The 19,277-nt window shown below is 41.6% G+C and carries 14 protein-coding genes; 1 reads left to right on the plus strand and 13 read right to left on the minus strand.

Annotated elements, in window-relative coordinates; translation table 11 throughout:
- Nucleotides 1-41: 41 nt before the first annotated feature.
- Genes T546_RS0103200 through T546_RS0103250 form a run of 11 tightly spaced genes read right to left on the minus strand, consistent with a single transcriptional unit; the run spans nt 42 to nt 15,359 of the window.
- Complete coding sequence (locus T546_RS0103200; protein WP_026890373.1) at nt 42-1,748, minus strand: SGNH/GDSL hydrolase family protein; 1,707 nt, start codon at nt 1,746-1,748, stop codon at nt 42-44.
- A gap of 1 nt (nt 1,749) precedes the next feature.
- Nucleotides 1,750-2,397: a YesL family protein gene (locus T546_RS0103205; RefSeq protein ID WP_026890374.1), complete on the minus strand. Its 648-nt coding sequence runs from the start codon at nt 2,395-2,397 to the stop codon at nt 1,750-1,752.
- Between the two features lie 30 nt (nt 2,398-2,427).
- Nucleotides 2,428-3,876, minus strand: a complete 1,449-nt coding sequence (locus T546_RS0103210) for an ABC transporter substrate-binding protein (protein ID WP_026890375.1) — start codon at nt 3,874-3,876, stop codon at nt 2,428-2,430.
- A 38-nt stretch (nt 3,877-3,914) separates the two neighbouring features.
- Nucleotides 3,915-4,919: a carbohydrate ABC transporter permease gene (locus T546_RS0103215; RefSeq protein ID WP_026890376.1), complete on the minus strand. Its 1,005-nt coding sequence runs from the start codon at nt 4,917-4,919 to the stop codon at nt 3,915-3,917.
- Nucleotides 4,912-5,817, minus strand: coding sequence for a carbohydrate ABC transporter permease (locus T546_RS0103220; RefSeq protein WP_034597726.1), 906 nt, complete (start codon nt 5,815-5,817; stop codon nt 4,912-4,914). Before T546_RS0103220 ends, T546_RS0103215 begins: the two co-directional genes overlap by 8 nt.
- 17 nt (nt 5,818-5,834) lie before the next feature.
- Nucleotides 5,835-8,393 (minus strand): DUF5696 domain-containing protein, encoded by a 2,559-nt coding sequence (locus T546_RS0103225; RefSeq protein WP_156951283.1) that lies wholly within the window; start codon nt 8,391-8,393, stop codon nt 5,835-5,837.
- Between the two features lie 15 nt (nt 8,394-8,408).
- Nucleotides 8,409-9,041 carry a YIP1 family protein gene (locus T546_RS0103230; protein WP_026890379.1) on the minus strand — a complete coding sequence of 211 codons (633 nt, stop codon included), beginning with the start codon at nt 9,039-9,041 and terminating at the stop codon, nt 8,409-8,411.
- Nucleotides 9,042-9,060: 19 nt separating this feature from the next.
- Entirely contained in the window at nt 9,061-10,572 is a 1,512-nt protein-coding gene (locus T546_RS0103235) for an NHL repeat-containing protein (RefSeq protein WP_026890380.1), read from the minus strand.
- Nucleotides 10,573-10,615: 43 nt separating this feature from the next.
- Nucleotides 10,616-11,488, minus strand: coding sequence for a carbohydrate ABC transporter permease (locus T546_RS0103240; protein ID WP_026890381.1), 873 nt, complete (start codon nt 11,486-11,488; stop codon nt 10,616-10,618).
- Nucleotide 11,489: 1 nt separating this feature from the next.
- The gene (locus T546_RS0103245) at nt 11,490-12,428 is read right to left on the minus strand and encodes a carbohydrate ABC transporter permease (protein WP_026890382.1); all 939 of its coding nucleotides are present in this window, start codon (nt 12,426-12,428) and stop codon (nt 11,490-11,492) included.
- Nucleotides 12,429-12,440: 12 nt separating this feature from the next.
- Nucleotides 12,441-15,359 carry an extracellular solute-binding protein gene (locus tag T546_RS0103250; protein ID WP_026890383.1) on the minus strand — a complete coding sequence of 973 codons (2,919 nt, stop codon included), beginning with the start codon at nt 15,357-15,359 and terminating at the stop codon, nt 12,441-12,443.
- A gap of 237 nt (nt 15,360-15,596) precedes the next feature.
- Here T546_RS0103250 and T546_RS0103255 point away from each other — a divergent pair, with 237 nt between their 5' ends.
- On the plus strand, nt 15,597-16,520 hold the full coding sequence (locus T546_RS0103255) for an AraC family transcriptional regulator (RefSeq protein WP_026890384.1): 924 nt from the start codon (nt 15,597-15,599) through the stop codon (nt 16,518-16,520).
- A gap of 14 nt (nt 16,521-16,534) precedes the next feature.
- On the opposite strand, the gene T546_RS0103260 is transcribed toward T546_RS0103255, so the two are convergent.
- On the minus strand, nt 16,535-18,718 hold the full coding sequence (locus tag T546_RS0103260) for an ABC transporter ATP-binding protein (protein ID WP_051629570.1): 2,184 nt from the start codon (nt 18,716-18,718) through the stop codon (nt 16,535-16,537).
- Between the two features lie 11 nt (nt 18,719-18,729).
- Nucleotides 18,730-19,272 (minus strand): DUF1854 domain-containing protein, encoded by a 543-nt coding sequence (locus T546_RS0103265; protein ID WP_051629572.1) that lies wholly within the window; start codon nt 19,270-19,272, stop codon nt 18,730-18,732.
- Nucleotides 19,273-19,277 lie beyond the last annotated feature (5 nt).

Consider the following 19,277-nt stretch of genomic DNA (forward strand, 5'->3'; position numbering starts at 1 on the left):
TCTCCTTGTAGTGTTTAATAAGTGTCTGATGTTACAAAATACTAACTTACATATCCAAATCCCAGTATGGTGAATTTTTTATTTTTGTCGCCCTGGGCCATTTTTATTTGAAGAATATGTTCCTGTGAATGCTTATCGTTACAAACAATAACTGGATTGCAGTGCACCCAGCCAACGATACGGGGATTGGCTGTTAAAACCTTTCTACCATCCAAAAACACGTCTGCTTTTCCTACGTCATTGGCTCCGGAATCTTTGTAGATCAGGAGCAAGGCACGACATGTTATGGTTAGCTCAAAGGTTGGATCACCTAAAGCCTTCGTACCATCATACATCCAGTTATCTGGAAACTCAGGGGTGCCAAAAAGATCTTCATCCATCTCGACCCGCTGCAGCTCTGTATCTGTTTCTGTAAAGCCTCCGCACCGAATTTTCGCTGTAGAATTATGATTCTTTTTATCCAACAGCTTCACAGAAACAAAATCATCACCAATTGCCGGCTTCTTTAAGAGCAGTTTTGGGGTGTTGTCTTCCACCTCCTTTTCCTGTTCTGTTTGTTCAAGCAAATAGGTAATGCAATCTGCCATAATCGTATGACCTGCATTGGTTGGATGAAAAATATCATAAAAAAATTGATTTTTTGATATCACCCGACCAGTCTCTTTTGTCAATGGAAACTGTGGAGATACGGCATCTAAGAGACTAACCATGGGAAGCTCATAAAGCCTGCCTACGGTCGAGAGCCGCTTTTGTAAGTTCCAATCATTGGCAAATACTGCAAACAACAGAATCACTGCCGGCTGATTAGGGAGCATGAGAACTTTTTTTACCAGACTCTCATAACAATTTCCCTTTGTTTCATCTCCTTCGTCATTGACGCCAAACTCAATTACAACCACATCCGGATAGCTTCCTTCACGCAGTACATCCCGGTCAAACCGCAGCATTCCAAGCTCAGAAGGCGTTCCGCCCACTCCTGCTTTGATAAAATGTACATTGTTTCCATTCCCGTAGCGATCTGCAAAGGCCTTATAAGACTTATAGGCATAGCATCCTGTATGAATGGGTGTTCCCCCTGCTCCCTGGGTAATAGAACCACCAATATAGGCCAGAGTCACATCCTTTCCTTCTTTGGCACGTTTGATTGCTCCTGCCAATCGTTTCGAATTCCCCAGCTGCATCAAGGAACGGGTGATCATCGTATGATAGGCTTCCGATGAAACATCGACCTCACTCTCTTCAGAAACCTCTGGTACGGAAAACCCTTCGTTTAAGTACAAACGGACATTTGCTCTTCCAAGAATTTCAGGGGTATCAAATTCAAAACGTATTTGCCCAGGCTCTTTGTCATCCTCGCTCCAATCAATATCACATAAATTAATTTTTTCTTCGATTCCGTCTCCAGTCAGGGACATCTTTAAGCTGGTGCCCCCACCATAGATGTCTTTATTCCCATACATCTGAAAGATAAATTCCACTTTACTTGAGGAGCCTTCCGTCTCGACAGATACGCCGATACTATGTACTAACGTTCGAAATCCCTGAGTCGTTTTTAAGAGCTCCAGAATATTGGGATCTGATATATTCCCTGTAATTTGCGCACTGCTTATGAGCCTTCCGTCATTTTCATAAATAAACTGAACCCCTTTTTCCTCGTCAAGCTTTGCTCCAAATATCTCTTTTTCTCTTATGATATAAAAGTATGGTTTTTTCTTTTCCGGATCTTTGGGTGCGGTAGGTCCTTTCATGTTACTCCTCCTCTCCATCCCACTGTTTTTTCATCTCTTCTGTCATGTATTTTCTTAAAACCGGCTCCATGATCAGACTGTACAGATACAGACTTATTCCCGGCATAAAGATAATCCCCACCGGAAATAGTACCATAGCACCAAATGACGCTATAAAAACTGCAATGAGTAACATTGTAATTGGTAAATGCCTGCACATGGCGATAAATGAAAATTGAATTAATTCTTTTCTTTTCATTGAAAATCTGGAAAGTGCCGGATAAGTATAAATACCCGCGGCCATCACCAGTAATAAAAATGCTGCATATATAAAAAGTTGATTGAGAGCCATGGCGGAATCTCGGGTTTCTAACGCCTGATATGCATGATAGATGTTAAAAACCAGAAATCCCTCTATGACTAGATAGAAACAATGAATCATAACTGAATCCTTAAAATTCTTTTTCAATGCTTGAATGAATTCCCGGGATAAAGTCCCTCGCTGCCTTTTTACCACTTTCATGATCGTATAATACGCCGCAGTCGTAGAAGCCCCAAAGGTAACCATGGGCAGACAGCATATAAGCCAAATGATACCAATGATACAGATATCCGATGCCCTTGACAGAAAACGTACCAAACCGCCGTCTATGTTAAAATAATCTCCCATTGTTTCCTCCATAAATAGGGCTGTAACCTTTTATTGTTTTCCGTTAGCAGTATCAATATAAGACTGCCACGTATTTCGAATTGCTTCTGCCTGCTGTGCTGGAGTGTTATCCTTGTTTATCGTCCAGTAAAGATCCTTTCCTACATCAATACCGCTTACGGCCTGCTCATACCTTGGAACACCGCTGTTAATCATAAGAGCAATGGTCTGATCCACTGATTCTGTATCGCGGAAGGATTTATAGTAACCATCTTTCCAGGATTCGTAATCTTCATATCCAGGGACCGGATCCGTATAAAGATTGTAGGCAAATGCCAGCTTCCATGCTTTATCCTTATCATAGCAGGAAGGAATTACGACGAGAGTATCCTGGGCGTAGTTTACATAATGATCCATTTTAGGTCCCATTGGAAAACAGACAAATCCAAAGTCATCCTCCATTTTTGACCAGTCACCTGCACTATAAGACTCTGCACAGGTAAATGCAGCTTCCCCGTTAGCAAATGCCGTATAGGTATAATCCCATTTGGCATCTTTTGGGTATACCATTTCATACTTGGAAATCATATCAATAGACCAGTTTAATGCTTCCATGGTTTCATCGGACTCCAAAGTGTTATAGAAACGGCCAGCCTCATCCTTTTTAATGAGACCACCTCCATTGGAAGCCATTGCTGCAGGGTAGAAGGTACTTGAAAAGTTTGTCATTGCATACTGATCAATGATGCCATCGTTATTTGTATCCTTTTGTACCTGTTTGCATAATTCCTCAAACTTTGCCCAGGTCCACTCCTTATTTGCCTGTAATTCATAAAGAGAATCCGGTTTGATTCCTGCTTCCTCCAGTAATCTTTTATTGAAGAAAATGCCGGCGGTAGCCTGATGAGGATTGCCTCTCATTCCATAGACCGAATTTCCTTTTTTCATTAATTCCATAATAGAAGGAACCCATTTGGAATCGGAAAAATTCAGGCAATCCAAGGTAGATAAATCATACATGAGCCCACTGTTCACAGCTGAGCTGAGAGCCGTTCCCTGATACAGGGTAAATAGGTAGTTTTCACTTCCGCCTGTGGTGGCATAGTTTACATAATCCTCTGGAGAGTCTCCCCAGGTGGTAATAGCCTTTTGCTGGATCTTAAAATTGTAGGTTTCCTGGATCCAGTCAATATACTCTTGTCGTGCCTCTTCATATGCACTTGCCGGTTTTTCTTCATCGCCGGAAGAATACCAGTCTGCGATTGTTATTTCCATCCCTCCAAGATCATAAGGCTTTCCGGTGTCATCCTTAAGTACGGTATACGTTCCCTCTTGTTCCGAAGATTCTGCGCCCTTAGCCTCATCCCCTTCGGATGTTTTGGCCTCTGTGCTATCTGATACTTTTACATCTGCAGCCTTACCTGTTCCCCCACAAGCGGTTAAACCGCTTACCATTGCAGATGCCATCATCAGAGCCATTGCTCTTTTCCACTTTTTCATACTTCATCTTCTCCTCTTTTTTTCTTCATTTATTTTTTTTACATTTTAATACCGGAACTGCTAAGGCTTTCTACGAATCCCTTCTGCGCAAACAGATAAAGCAGCAGAAGAGGAAATATTACCATCAGAGTGCCTGTGGATACAATACATTGGGTATATCCCACGGAGGCACCTGTCGCCTGGTTTAAGGTATGAATCATGTAGTTGCCAAGCCTTTCACCAATCTGCTGGAGCTGAACGGAAAGAAGCTTTATATTTCCTAAAAACATCTTGGAATAAAATCCGTCTGTCCACTGCCACACAAAGGCAAACAAAAAACAGGATGTCAGTATGGGCTTTGCCCCAGGCAGCATGATCCGGACAAAGGTTTTAAAGGTTCCGCAGCCATCCACATAGGCCGCCTCCTCTGTCTCCTTTGGAACATTTCGAAAGAACTGACGGATCATATAGATATATAAACCATTTTTAAGTCCCATACAGCCAGCACTCATCAGGTAGTAGGGCAATGCAGAGCCTCTTAAATTGATGGTGCTGCCGGTAAGCATCTTCGCGATACCAAATAAATCAAAGAATCTAAAATGCAAATGCAGGGAAGTGGATATGGTCTGGGGCGGAATGATAATTACCAACATCACACAGGCAAACCAGAACTTTTTAAGAGGAAACTCAAATCTTGCAAAGCCATACCCTACGATGGTGCAGACAGCAATTTGTAACATAGCAATCGTGAGGGACACAAATACTGTATTTGCCATGGTTTTCCAGTAATCCATAAACTGACCCGCCAATTGGTAATTAGCTGTAGTAAAATGCTCCGGAACCGTAATAACCATTGCATTGTATAAATCTTCCTCCGCCATGATGCTAATGGATATCTTGTTAAAGATCGGCTGCAGGATTAAAAAGCACATTCCAAAAAGCATAAAAAATCGGATGATGCGATAAGCAAAATTCTTTATACTTTTTCTCAGAAGATAGCCACCGGATTTTAAGTTTCTTCCCCAGTAGTTATCCCATCTTCTATTAGCCGCTGTCTTATTCATAGTAATAAACCCCCTTGGATATAATGAATGAGCTTATGGCTATAATGACAATTACGATTCCAAAATAAACCCATGCCATGGAAGAAGCAAATCCATAATTCAAATCTACTATCATGGTCTTACTGATTTTTTCCATTACCTTATTATCTGATCTCATACAAAAATCAATGATGGTATAAATCCAGTTTACCAAAAACAGGGGACTGATCATGGGAAATGTAATCTTCCAGAGGCTTTCCCAACGGGTGCAGCCTTCGATTGCCGCTGCTTCGTACATATTACTGGAGATGGTCTGTAACCCGGATAAAAAGATGATAATCTGGATTCCCGATGCGATTGCCACATCATAGACTCCATCAACAATCTTAAAAACAAGCTCAAATAATCTGCTTCCTATTCCGTTTATGGTGAGTATGTTCTGTATGGCGGTCGTAATAGAGGTACCTCCGGCGGACTGCTGAATGGCATCTTGCATCCCAGCAAGCAGTGTATTGTTATACTCAATCCCCAAAACAACACCGGAAGATAAAATCACCGGCAGAAAGAATATAGCTCTTACAAACGCCCGTCCTTTAAACTCCTGATTCAGTATCATAGCTGCAAAGAAACTGAACACCATGATTGCCACGGAATTATATGACATTCGAGTGATTTCTGTTGTTAAAAGCTTGTTGTATTCAATGTCTACAGTAAAGGCTCTTAGATAGTTTACCAATCCACCATATATGAGCTCAAATCCGCTGCTTCCAACTTTCACGTTGCAGAAGCTCATATAAAGAGACTGAAAGAATGGTTTTACCATAAACACCAGAAAGCCGATTATGAAAGGCATGATAAACAGATATCCTGATATTGCTTTTCTTCTTTGAAGACCTTTATATTTCTTACGCTTCATCATTTATCTATTTTCCTTTCCTAGTGAACTACCAGATAGTCTCTGGCCGGCAGTAATGTTCCATCTTGCGTGGTATAGTCCTCATAATTATAGTTGACATATACCTTTGTTCCATCCTCGTAAGCAGTAAGTGTGACCCCCTTGTCTAATCTGGCATGGTCTGTGATCCGCTGATTGAAGGTACCATTTAAACTTTTTTCATATCTTTGGCAAATAGCAAGCATGGTGTCCTTCCACGCTTCGTATCCTGCTCCGAAATATTGAGTGTAGTATGTATTCTGCAATTTTTTAGAATCCGCTGCCATAAATGTGAAGGAAAGACCGGCTCCGTATTCTGCTGATTGAAGCAATTCCTCTCTATAATCTCTGGCTAGATTCAGGGCTTCTCCCGTATAGTTGACGTAACCGTGAACGGCTATTTGATAAAAGGGAATGGTTTCGTCAATGATTGTATAGCCAGAGCCAGATAAGTCCATGTTGGTAATGAAGTCCGTTACTCCCAGCGTATAATCATTTCCCATATTGGTCATGATTCTCATTCCAGAATCATGGATCGCATTTAAGACTTCCATCTGTTGTTCTTTTGCTCCCTGGCGGGTGACAAACCTTCTGGGATTATAATCTGCGGAAAGCTGATATCCCACATCTTGAAAGGATACTCCAGATGCGTTGTAGGTTTTTGCAGCTTCCCATAGATTTTCCATGGCCTTAGTGGTTGCTTTTACGTTTAGCAGATAGTATGGATCCCGATAATCCTGTTTCCCATAATAGACCGGATCAAAGGAATAAAGTTTTACTATTACTTTGCTGGCCAATGTTGCTGCATCCCGGGACAGAAGAAAATCATCGGTTTTTTTGTTGTATGCATAATTTGTCACGCCATCGAGGTAAAGCTTCATTCCATTTTCAGACGCATAGGAAGTTAAAGCCTTTAAATCTTTTTTACTGCCAAGCCTTTTGACTAGATCAGCCTTTGATAAAATTGTCTGTTTCATTCCTCCATTCATAAAGCCGCAGAGCTTTACCGACAGATTCGTTACTCCGTTTTCATTTAACTCCTCCAAAATATTCCTTGCTTCCTTAAAGGTGGTAAGTGAAAGAGGTCTTGAGACAGGTACCCCCATCACCTGTTCCATCTTATCCACCGCTCCAATGAAGCTTACTAAGACCGGTACCGCCGAATCATTATTTGCCGTAAAACTCTGCCCATAGGTTTCTCTTAAATAGTCATGATAGGAATTTGCCATCTCCACATAGCTGCCGGAATCCACAAAACGGTATCGTTCTACTAGATTTTCTTTTGGTATTGCATCTTCATACACAAACATGGCACCATTATACTTATCTGCTACGTCACACTGTTCCCGGTGTAAGATACCAAAGCTTGCGCTGGCATAATTATAGCTGTTGCTTCTGCCGCTGATATCCGCACCGATGGAGGCATATGCTGCCCCGTCTTCCAGCATGCAGAGAAAGGAACTGTCTCCTTTCGAGATCCCAAATACGCCATAATAGTTGCGGGTTTCATGTACTAAGGATTCTCTGCCCTGTGCCATATCCCAACCATATACATTGGAATAATAGCTGCTTTGGGCAGTCTTTCCGTTATTGAAGTTTATAATAGAGCCGCCGCCCTCTGGTACGAATAAATATCCTTCCTCCAAAGAAGTACCTGCTCCAAAATATGGCAGTACATTTAAAGTCAGGAGTGGATATTTTTTCTTGTATTCAATCTCCTCCATGGGAATTTCAACCTTTAAGTCGTTTCCCTCCAGCCGATAAATAATGCTGACATTAAACACCGGTTTATCCGTAGACTGATCCGCCGTATATAGCTTTTTTCCCTCCGCATAGTCCTGAGTGGTATAGCCAGCTTCCTTAAAATATTCTTCAAACTTGGTCTTAATATTGTTTTTGACCCCATCACGCAGAACATAGATCACTTCATCTGCAAGAATTGGATATTTGGCAAGCAGGGCATCTTTATCTTCCTTTTTTCCCATATGGTTGATGTCATACATCTTGTAGTATTGTTTCACCATGCTCGCATTGGATTTGCTCATCTGAGATAGAAATTTCTCAAACTGATCTTTCAATATAACGTTAGGAACGATAAATTCCTTTTCCACCTCTCCAATGGAGTAATTTACCTTAATGGAATCTTTGGTTGCCTCTATACCATAGATTTTACTGGCTATGCTGTATTTGTAATTGTTATAAAGAGTGTCTACCCCATTGATGGTGCTGTAGGTCAAAAGAAGGGTTGACTTCAGATTCTCAATATCTGTCGAAAGCGCCACTTTATCCTCATCTGCATCCTGTGGATTGGAATACCACACCTTACCTGTGGATTTCACCTTGACCATAAACTGTGTGGTTGCAGAATCCATGGTCAGCTTTAACTTATCATTTTCCAGTATGATTTCCTGCTCTTTTCCCTCAAAAGCATTTACCCTGATTATACTTTCCGATTCCGGTTCCTTTTTGGTAAGTGTTAATACCAAAGCCACCACAAAAATCACCAATAGAAGCAGAGCAGGAGCCAGGAGATTTTTAAGCTTATCTTTTATCATTCTCATTTACCCTCCCACCCGTCACATCCGGAACATGATTTCTTTTACAATGGAAACAAAATACGAGATTCCCTGGCTGATCATGCTAAAGAACAGCAATAAGATAAATATCATGACCAGCATGGCAAACACCGATGCAATCATAAACAAGATGGTTTTCGTCATGGTGTATTCATGGATCTCCATCATGGCACAAATCATTAAGACTGCTATCCAGCCCATCATAAACACCAGTGCAAAGTTGTAAAATGCGCCTTCTTCTACCGTAATAAGATTGCTGAGTATAATCATGGGAAACCGTATGAGCGGATATGGTGCCAGTGCATAACCGGCCCCCATACAGATCTGCGACAGTTTTCCTTTTCCGTCAAACAACGTAGTAAGCCCCCAGTTTCCCACACAGAACAATACCAGGGGAAACAGGATACTGGCAATGTAGACAAAGATATTGATTCCTTCCCGGTAAACCTGCATAAACTGGAAATTGGTATATTGCAGCGACATGATTCTCGCAAGCAGGGTCAGTAATACGATTGTATTTGCTGCCGCAAGGGAACCCCTTTTTTCATGGGTTAAGTCCCAGAAGCCATCCAGCGGATGGGTAATCACATACAATGAATATTTTAATGTTGATACATAACGATTGGCCGTCATACCTTCCTCCGTTTCTGAATTACTCTTTAAAAATCTCCGCAGTATCGATTTGGTACTTGATTTTCTTTCCTCTTTCTATGAGCGCCGGGAGAACAAATAAGAGGATTACTCCTGTAAATAGTAAGCCTATATGTTCTTCCACCCACTCCTTCCGATACTGCTTAAATGCCTTGGAGTAATTCCTTGTATCCCATTTTAATTCAAAGTACTTCATGGCTTCTTTATACTTTTCCTGGCTCATGAGTGAGGTTCCGATTCCCACATATGCCAAATCATAATTTCCATTTTGCACCTTTACCTTTTCCCAGGTTTTCCCGGAAGCCTTGTAATCTCCTGCATCGTACTCTGTTATGGCCTGATAAATTAAATTTCCAAATTCCGTAGGGGTAAATACGGTAAGGCTGGCATCCTGTGAATCCAGAACAAGAAGATCATTTTCCATATGATCAATGGCAGATGGAAGCTTAAAGCTGCCGTTTATGTTGCCATTTCCGCCAAAGGCATATAGCATATGGCCTTGTTTGTCATAACCGAAGATTCTTCCTCTGACCTTATCAATGGCAAAATAGATTCCATGATCTAGTGCCGTTATATCGGTAATTAAGGAGGGGCCCTTGTAGCCTCCCCCAAGTCCCCAATAGAGATCACCCATAACACGATAATTTCCATTTTGTATGAGAATGTTCTGCCCCATCAGATTCAATCTTCGAATGGGCACATCGGATCCGGTATCCATGCCCTTATCGCTTACATTTGTGGTGCATGCAAAGATAAATCCCTCGGCATCCATATAAATATTGTCATACTCCGTGGGCACAAAGGATTCCATCGCTGCTCTCTGCGCCTTTGTTGCATACTTTTTCCAGATATAGTCTGAAAAATTGTAGGTTACCTGGCTGGCGCCGTAAAAACCAGTAAAGGTTCCGTCTGCATCGTACTTTATCATTCCTTTGTTGATATTGTCGGCAATGCAGTATACCCTTCCTGCTGCATCCACCTCCAGCTTATTCGGAAGAAATTCAGCTGATTGGTCAAAGACCACATTATCCGGCTTTTGAAACATCATCACAAAGTTTAAGTCCTGATCTAATTTTAAAATCCGGTTATTTCCCTTATCACAGATGTAGAGATATCCATCCTTTGTGACACAAATATCCGTGGGCTTTAAAAACGTCCTGACCTCCACATCTCCTTTTATTTCATCAATGACACGGATTTGTTTAAAAGCATTCTTGTTTTCTCGTTTCAACTGTACGATCCGGTTGTTACCGGTATCGCAGATATAAACATCATCTCCCTGGACATACAATCCTGACGGTGCGTTAAAGCCTTTATTTAACCCCAGATCCGTTGCGGTATAAACGTCTACGGTGCTATAGGCATCAGGGGAATACTGTACATCACCCCAATAATCATAGTTATAGGTATAGCCCCTTTCCGAGCCGTCATCTGCATAGGCCGCAACTGTGGGACCCGAAAGAAAGCTTACCGAAAAAATCAATGCTGCAAGATAATTCATGCTCCTTTTCATATCCTGTTTTCCTCCCTCTCCTTACTTCACAGATTCTTTCGTATCATTCCTTTAAACCGGAACTTGCCATGGTTTCAAGGATACGGCTTTCCGACAGGATGAAGATAGTAATTGGAACAATCATAACGACTACCGTTACCGCTGCCGCCTGACCGGTTCTTGCAATTCCACCGCTTTGTATCTGCTGCAGAGCATAGACAAGAGTCTTCTTTTCTTCGGAATAAATGAAGGTTGCCGCTTTGTTATTCCATAGGCTTTGTACGGAGAAGATGATTAATGTCAGCCACGCTGGCTTTACATTAGGCATTACAATTTGAAGAAATATCTTTCCAAGACCGGCTCCGTCTATCATAGCTGCTTCGATTAATGACATGGGAATTCCTTCCATAAACTGCTTCATCAGGAATAATCCCATAGGTGCCGCAAATGCCGGTATAATAACAGCCCAGTAAGTATCAATCCAGCCCAGCTTGCTGATAATCAGGTAATTGGGGATTGCCGTTACATATCCATTAAACATTAGTGCCGTCACAACAATGGTAAAGAACAGCTTACTGCCCGGAAACTCATATTTTGAGAGCACAAAGGCTCCAAGGGAAGCAATGATTAAATGTCCTGCCGTACCTGCTGCCGTAATAAACACGGTATTGAATATGTATCTGGAAAAGGTGACCCAGGATTTTCCCATGGTGACGAATAAATCCTGGAAGTTATCCAGAGTCGGATTCTGTGCAAATACCTTAGGGGGAAACAAAAACAATTCATCCAGGGGCTTTAGTGAACTGCTGACAGCAAATACAAGGGGAAATACCATAGCGATCGCAACCAAAAACAGCATGAAGTAAATCAGGAAGTCTCCGGTTCTGGAACGGTTTGGTTTTCTTTTTTTGATTTTAAATAATTTACGATTTATCATATCAGGTCCCTACTCTTCTTAACAGACTCTGGATTGCCTTGTTACATAAGATCATGATTAAAAACAGCAAGGTAGCAATCGCCGATGCATACCCCATCTCAAATCTTGAAAAACCATAATCAAACAAATGGGTCACAACGGTACGTGCTGCATAATCCGTACTTGGATACCCGCAAAGTGCCATGGTAACATCACAGACCCCAAATGCTTGTGTAATCGACATGACCGCACCAAACATCAGCATTGGCTTCATATTGGGAAGAGTAATATACCATAACTCCTGCCACCGGTTCTTAACTCCGTCCATATATCCTGCTTCGAACTGAGACCGGTCCACTCCCTGAAGACCTGCTACAAAGGAAAGGAACCCGGTTCCCAGACTCATCCAAAGGATAACCAGCATACATACCGTTAGCATATACTTGGGGTTGGTAAGCCATAGGACAGGAGCATTGATAAGACCTGTATTCATTAAAAATGCATTGACATAGCCAAAGGAATCCCCTCTAAAAAAGATGGAAAAAATAACAAATACATTGCCTGCTATGGATGGCGCGTAAAATATGATAACTGCAATGGTCCGAATCCACCTTGGCAGCTCATTGATGAGCCATGCAAAAAGGAAAGACATGATATATCCCAATGGTCCGGTAATTACGGCAATCATAAATGTATTTTTAACTGCTGTTAAAAAGATATCATCCTGTAAAATCAGACTGATATAATTTTGCAATCCGATAAATTTCGGAGACTCCAGAATGTTATAATAAGTAAAGCTGAAAAAAATGGAGGAACAAACTGGCAGAATGTAAAACATGGTAAATAATATTGCATAGGGTGCAAGAAACAGGTAGCACGCTTTGCTTTTTTTTGCCTTTTTCACCATGATTCCAAACTCATGACGGCGCAGCGTAACATATTTTTTTAAATACTCTCTCATCCCATCCTCCTGCTACTCGTTGGGAAGTCCAAATTCAATTCGTTTCTTCTTTAACTCCTCATTAATTGTCATCGAATACTCCAGAATCGTTTCTCTTGGATCCTCTCCGTTATTGATTACCTTTCGGACTGCGTTGGTGATATGTCTTCCGGTATAGTAGCCTCCTGCAACCTCACGGAATCCAACCGTTGACTTCCACTGCTCTCCCAGCACTTCTACATTATCCGCACTCCATGCCAGCTGACGAAACGCATCTTTGTTTGCTGTTGCATATCTTGCAGAAGATCCAAGAAGTGCTTCTAACTCACGGCCAAATCTCACCTGAGTGTCTGTCTGTGCCCACCATTTCATGAACTCCCATGCATTCTGTTTCACCTTTTCATCCTTTGTTTTTATCATCATGGTGCAGGTTCCTGTGGAGTAATCAGAACGATCGATTATCTTATTCCCGGCTGTATCCTTTTTCTCTGTGCCTGGAATCAGTGTAAAATCCCATAATCCTCTGATTTCCGGCGCCGAAACCATTAAGGTATTGTAGCTGTTGTAATTTGCAATTCCTATAGGCATCTGACCAGACCTGAAACGGCTGACAAAATCATAATCTTTCGGCATTCCATAGTCCGTAAAAAAACTGGTGTATGTGTTAAACGCTTTTACTCCAGCCTCATTATCTATGATGGTTTTTAAAGCTTTCTCATCATATACATCGCTGCCATTTTGGTATAACAAGGTATATAAGACTGATAAGTCCGGGGCGGTCGTACTGGCAGTTGTTGGAATTCCTACCTCCATATTGTTTCCCTGGATGGTGGGCAGCATATGAATCAGTTCCTCCCAGGTATTTGGCACCTGAAGATTTAGTTCCTTCATAATATCTTTTCTGTAAAACATTACATTGTAGGTCTGGGTCTCAGGAATTGCATACAGGCCGTTGTTAAACTCATACGCTCTGTAAGCGCTTTTATAAAATGAGTTAAGTACTTCTTTATGGTCCTCAAACTGTGTTAAATCCTCGACTGCATTTCTAAGGGCGTAATTAACCGGCTGATCAGCCCCTACGGACAGCACAACATTCGGCCCACGGCCTGCTACCACCGCATTTAAAAGGGCTCCAGCTTCTACGATTTCTACGTTGACCTTGATTCCGCTTTCTAAGGTAAAGGTATCATCCACCATAGTTTTTAAAATCGTTCCCTGATCACGCCCGGTTGCGATCCATACTTTTACCACCGAGTCCTTATTTTCATCCTTGCCGTAAACGTTTCCCACGGCATTATAATCCACGAAGAAAGAGGCAGTAAACGATTTTACTTCATGCCAGACTTTATCAAACACACTTGCTTTATCGGCGGATATGCTAACATCCCCACTGCTTACAATGAGATAATCCACATCTAGTTTTGTCTCCCTCATGTTGAGTATTGCAGTTCCCAATGAAGTAATATTATTTTTAAAATCAATAAAACTTACCGTTATCTTGTCTGGTCGTTCTTCAAACAGCTCAAGCTGCTGTGCCAGTGTTTGTGCCGTCGCAATCTTTTCTGCCTTTTGACCGGTATAGGCCACCACATCATCAATGATTTTGTAGAGTCGTTTTGACTCTAAGCCCATTGCTTTTATTACATCCGGATATAACTGCCCCAAATTATAATCACGGTACTTATCCGGAGCTGCGCCTGTATAAACTAAAAGCTTACGATAAATCTGATTCAGCCGATAGGTAGACTCCTCTAACTCCTTTAATATATCGCCCATGCCTCCAAGGGTCGCTTCCAGACGAATGGTATGGCTGCCTGCCTTTAAGTAAAATTCATAGGGGTTTCCTTCCTCATCGGATAACGTCTTCACATCCCAGTCATTTTCATAATCAAAGGAGATTGTCTTAACCTCCTTAAAGGGAATTTCACCATCAATCAAAAGGCTTCTGCTGGAAATGCTGCCTCTGGAATAATTCTGCCTTCCCTTGACTGTAATATGATAATACCCGTCCTCCGGTACCTCGAAGTTCCATTCGATCCATTGTCCTGCCCCATTCCATGCTTCTCCTCCCGTATAGTTAAGCACGGTTTTCGTTACACTGTTTGGCTCTGTCGTTGGAGACGACCGGTCGTATTTGGCATAGAGGGATGGCTCTGATCTCATGGAAGAATCCTCTCCCTGGATTTTTAGCTGAAAGCCTGTGAGAGGCTTTTTATTTTCAGGCTGATCTTTCTTGTATTCTATGTAGGTCTTCTTATCCTTTACTGCCGTAAGAGCCAGTTTACGTAGCACCATGGGCTCATTTACTGCGGCAAGGCTAAGAATATTATTTCCTTGTTTAAAATAAAATTGATATGGCTCCTGCATGTATCCCATATCATCTTTACAGTAGGCGCTCTGCCATTTATAAACTTCAATCTGAGACGGGCGAATCTGATTTCCCTGATTATCCGTAATGACCTTTCCTTTATCTGTCCATTGTCTTTTAAAGGTCAGATTGGCTGCACTCGTAAAAGGACTCTCACCATTAATGTAGATGGCACGTTCTGCGGCAACACCTCTGGATTCTATTGTCATATATTCCAGATACACATTGTAAAATCCCGCCTCTGGTACTTCCACATTCCACGTCACCGTTGATCCATCTCCAGTATAAAGTGCTTCTGCCTCTCCTTCATACTTTTGATACACGGAAATATTTTTGCCTGATTGATAGCTGCATACATTAATATCCACATCTGTCGCTGGATAACCAGCATCAGAGTAACTGGCTATATACTGAGAATAGGTTCCTTCGCGGTCAAGCCCATCGACCTCTGATAAAAGATCAACGCCTGCATACTTATCCGCATAGCTCTCTACTCCGGTCATCCGATTCATCAAATAAATCAGAAGTACGAATACTGCAATGACACCTAATACCACACCTGTTTTTTTAGCAGTGCTTTTCATAGTTCCTCCACCCCTCGCCCGACATCTATCTAACTATTATTTTATCAAGTTCAACGACTATCGCTTATCAGTTATTGCTAGTTACCCCTCACATATTGCCTAGTTTTCGCTTTATCTTTTTAATTTTATTGTGCAATATTTACCTTTTTGTCGTATCGTGCTAGAATTGTTTTAGTAAGAGTGTTAAACTTATTTTGTATAATATAAGCACACTGAATATTAGCAAATGGAGGAATCATGGTAGGAGATCAGATTAAATGTTCTTATTTAGACTTTTACACTCAGAACAGTGATTGGAAAGAACGTACCGTTGATGATAACTACGAGACAATAAACTTCCAAAATGGATCTACGATCCGAATCTGGTACAACTGTCAAGCGAGTAATTTCGCTCCCCACTGGCATACTGCACTTGAGATCATCATGCCAGTGGAAAATTATTATGATGCAGTATCTTCTAATAAAAAGTATCATATTCTTCCAGGTGAGATTCTTATCCTTCCTCCTGGTGAAATTCATTATTTGATTGCTCCTGATTACGGAAAGCGCTTTATCTTTCAGTTTGATATCTCAAGCATTACCAAATTGAAAGGATTTGCAGGACTTCAATCCCTGCTGAGCAGTTCCCTACATATTACAAATACAAGCTATCCCCAAATTTATGAGGATGTCCTGCAATTGCTCATGCAGATGCGTAATGAATATTTTGGTTCCAATGAATATCGGGAATTGGTAATTTACTCTCTTTTACTCAATCTTTTTGTTACCCTTGGACGAAACCGATTAAACAATATTAATCTTTTTCCAAACGTCCGTATCTACAAGCAAAAAGAATATATGCAGAAATTTAATACGGTAATTAACTACATTGACGCTCATTACAGGGAAGAGCTTTCCTTAGATGATATTGCAGCCTTCAGCGGCTTTTCCAAGTACCATTTTACCCGGTTATTTAAGCAGTACACGGACTCAACCTTTTATGATTATCTGAGTTTTAAACGAATTAAGGCTGCGGAAACACTTTTGGCTCAGCCAAACCTGTCCATTACGGAAATCGCTTTGTCCACAGGTTTTTCAAGCATCTCCACATTCAACCGTATTTTTAAACAGCAAAAAAACTGTACCCCAAGCGAGTACAGATCTTTTTGCAATCATAATTAATCTACATCGTAAATTTAGTTCTTCTGCATCATCAGCTGTGCAGTTACCAGATTGTAATAGATGCCTTTCTTTTTCATTAATTCCATATGGGTACCGGATTCTGCAATCCGGTGCCTGTCAATGACAATTAATCTGTCTGCATCCTTTAATGTGGAGAGCCTGTGAGCAATGGCAAAGGTGGTTCTGCCGTTTGTCAGTCTTTTAAGTGCCTTTTGAATGAGATATTCATTTTCCGTATCCAGGCTTGCTGTCGCCTCATCCAAAATAAGAATCTTCGGATCATTTAAAATTGCCCTTGCAATTGCCACCCTCTGCCTTTCTCCTCCGGAAAGATTGTGACCCTTTTCTCCCACATAAGTTTGATAGCCATCAGGAAGACCACAGATGAAATCATGTGCATTTGCCATTTTGGCCGCCCGGATAATTTCTTCATAAGAAGCCTCTGGTCTTGCAAACCGTATATTGTTTAAAATGGTACCTGAAAAAAGAAAGGTCTCCTGCAAAACAACTCCGATCTGAGAATGGTAATCGGAAAGGCGTATATCCATAATATTTTCCCCATCCACTCGTATTTCCCCGTCGTCCACCTCATAGAGATGCATCACAAGATTGATGAGTGTGGATTTTCCTGTGCCTGAAGCCCCTACGATTCCAATCATCTCTCCCTGCTTTACCTTAAAATCAATCTGCTCGATGACGGGTTCATATGATTTGTAACCAAAGGATGCATGATGAAATTCCACGTTTCCCTGTATCTCATGATATTTGGCATTTTCATGGTCAAAGATCTGAGGCTCCTGCTTTAATACATCTCCGATTCGTTCCATACTTGTAACCATATTCATGAGCATTCGCGGCATATTGGTCAGCCATCCTATGTACGTATACAGGAGAGTGGTGTAGGTGATAAACTGAAACAGCCTGCCTGGAGTCATTCTACCGTTTAATACGGATATTCCTCCAAAATAAATAACAAGGTAGACACCTGCTTCAAGGACAAAACCAATGAAGGGATACACCGTTGCAAAAAATACTTCATTGCTTCTTTGCACCTTAGCAAACTCTTCTGTATTCTTGTCGAAATACTCTGCTTCCCGTTCCTCCTGTCCATAGGATTTTACCACTGCCATTCCGGAAATTACATCCTGAAGCCCACTGCTTACTTTGTCAGCTTTTTCCCCCTGCATATGAAATCTTGTTCTGATATATTTTCGCAACGACAGGGAAAACACCATGGCAGCCGGAGCAAATAAAAATGCCAGCAATGCCAGTTTCCAGTCCAGAATCAGCATCAGCAGAACATCTGCGATAAAAAGAATAATGATCGTGAACAAATTACAGAAGGTTTCTCCCATGAAGTCTCTTACTCTTCCTGTATCATAAAGGATTCGGTTCATCAGCTCTCCCGGACTTCTTTCAGTGATAAAGGAAAGTGACAAAAGCTGTATTTTAACATAAAGCTTTTCCCGAAGTCCGGCACTGATTCTTGAGCCAAGCTTTGAGCAAAGATAGGATTTCCCTGCATTGATAAATACAATACCAAGGCTCATGATGAACATAAGGCTTAAGCAAAGCACTGCCTGTTTCACATTGCCTTTGTTCCCAATTAGAACATCATCCATCAGGCGCTGCTGAATGGCAGGATTTGCCAGAGTTACTGCCGTTGCAGATAACATTAGTAGAACAATAACTACAAAAAGTTTCCACTGCGGTTTTATAAGCATTAAAAAATCAGACACCAGTCCTTCCTTTTTTCCTGCACACTTGGGGCATTCCCTGGTTCCCGGTAATGCTCTTTTGCAAATCAGACAGGCGGTCTCGTATTCGCGGCTGATCACCCGTTCCTTTTCCCCTCGCTGCAAAAGCAGACAGCCTCTGGTGATATAGGAATACCTGGTCAGATGCTTTGCGGAATACCTGCCCAGGAATTCCTCTTTTCCATCCTTTACTACATAGAGAATACCACTTGAAATCTGAGGCTCACCTACTACTTTCTCAAGCTCCGAAAGCCGGTACGCTTTGGTACAGCTGCCCTCCTCTAATAGAAGTATCCTTAGATTGGTGACTACCGTATAGGAATTATCTCTGAAACTCCCCTCCCGGTCTAAATCCAGGGGAAAGCAGTAATAGATTTCTTCCCCACGGGCCAATGAGAGGAGCTCTTTATTTTTATCTGTTAATTGATACAAAAGTTCCAAGGCAGCCTCCTCTATAAAAACAGATCCAGTTTTCTGCGCTCTGCGGGTGTAAGCCGCCCTACATCCGGTATTTCAAAGCGGTTCTCATCAATATCTGAGAGAAGAATCCGTTCTTCCGTCAGATGAACCACTGCATTTCCTCCCATTTGGATTGTGAATCTGCACTCTCCATGATCCGTGATGACGTCCCAGTAAGCAAACCCATATTCTTCCTTAACCGATCGGATTTTAGTAATAACAGGTGTAAAGTACCGCAGGTTCAGCTGCTCCCTTAAAAGCTTAATCGTTTCTTTTTCCATATCTTCTAAATCTTCTATGATTCCAATTTCTTTTGACTTATCTCCTACGGAGCGGACGGACAAAAACCGGTCCTTCTCCATAAATGGGAACATTCGCATCACCTGGATTCTTAAATAGGATTCCTCTCCCACGGAAAGACTTACAAATCCTCCCTCTGTCCTTTTAAATACAGTATTATGTTTTGTCAGGTAACGGATCTTAAGCATCTCTTCTGTTTCCCGTTCCATCTGACTCAAGTTAAACTCTTCTGGCATTTTTC

The organism is [Clostridium] aerotolerans DSM 5434, from assembly GCF_000687555.1.
GTDB lineage: Bacteria > Bacillota > Clostridia > Lachnospirales > Lachnospiraceae > Lacrimispora > Lacrimispora aerotolerans.